This is a genomic window from Bacteroides muris (ex Fokt et al. 2023) (genome assembly GCF_024704895.1).
GTDB lineage: Bacteria > Bacteroidota > Bacteroidia > Bacteroidales > Bacteroidaceae > Bacteroides > Bacteroides muris.
Genome location: NZ_JAMZEE010000103.1, coordinates 1 through 1,006 on the forward strand (window position 1 = coordinate 1; position 1,006 = coordinate 1,006).

Genomic DNA, 1,006 nt, shown 5'->3' on the forward strand with positions numbered 1-1,006 from the left:
ATACTTCATACTTGTGACTACCGGGAACTGGTTCATTTTAATATCATCACCTGCCATACTTAACACATTTAAGGGGCAAGAGATACAACAGCATAAAGGTTATGCAATTCCCAAAGTTTTATTAAGTAAAAGATATAGAGCGCCAATTAATCCAAATATCGCTTTCTTTATTGTATACTCTAAATTTCAAAGAGTCTCCAGTATATGAGACTTTAATTTGGAAATAATATCCCATTGCTTCAATAGATAGGAATAGGCCATTAATTCCTGAGCCGTCTTCGGTAGATATAGCATATCCGCAACTTGTTCCAACATTTTTCAAATCATTGCTTGATAAATATCCTACATTCCTCATCGTTTTCAATAATAACGTGGATAATAGTATAAGTCCGCTATTTCCTTCTGAATCCAAACACCGAATTTTCTGAGGATTCGTCATTTCCGTCATTTGGTCTTCCCTAATATCCTGCTTCTCTGCCATACCTTGTACGTTTAATGGGCAAAGAATACAGCAGAGAAGCAAGAGGCTAAATACGGCTTCCAAGTTTAGTAATAGTTATTTAAGCCCAATTAGACCAAGTGTCCCAATTTCCACCATTGTACAGCAATACTCTTTCCTTAGATGGGTAGCCGGATACACTGTATACTATTTGGGCTATTCCGGCTACACTCTTAAAAACGAGCATTAATCCATAATATCCAGAAGGTATATTTTTGGTATTTCCGGTGACATAATACATTCCAGCAGTCTTTAATTCATTTGCATCACCTTCAAACTGGCCTCTATCCCGGAATAACGCTCCCAACAAATCCTCTTTCTTAATCTTCACCTGCGAGCCATTAGCTGCTTCTGCGTATATGTATGCTGCATCAGTAGCTTGAGCAAAACTGTTCATTTTAATATCACTTGCCATATTCTTACATTTAATGGGCAGAAGATAGGGTAAGAAATGAAAGGAGCAAATTATGTTGCCAGACTAGGTAAGCATTATTGACTTCCAGCTGC

The 1,006-nt window shown here is 37.4% G+C and carries 2 protein-coding genes; both read right to left on the reverse strand.

The window, feature by feature from the left end; all coding sequences use genetic code 11:
- Positions 1–121: 121 nt before the first annotated feature.
- Complete coding sequence (locus M1B78_RS18405) at positions 122–481, reverse strand: hypothetical protein (RefSeq protein ID WP_118358110.1); 360 nt, start codon at positions 479–481, stop codon at positions 122–124.
- Positions 482–560: 79 nt separating this feature from the next.
- Positions 561–914 carry a pyocin knob domain-containing protein gene (locus tag M1B78_RS18410; protein ID WP_257941490.1) on the reverse strand — a complete coding sequence of 118 codons (354 nt, stop codon included), beginning with the start codon at positions 912–914 and terminating at the stop codon, positions 561–563.
- Positions 915–1,006: the final 92 nt, after the last annotated feature.

What these genes read in the sequence shown, in the direction of transcription:
- M1B78_RS18405 (WP_118358110.1), bottom strand. Translation starts at nt 481, where the DNA reads ATGGCAGAGAAGCAGGATATTAGGGAAGACCAAATGACGGAAATGACG.
- M1B78_RS18410 (WP_257941490.1), bottom strand. Translation starts at nt 914, where the DNA reads ATGGCAAGTGATATTAAAATGAACAGTTTTGCTCAAGCTACTGATGCA.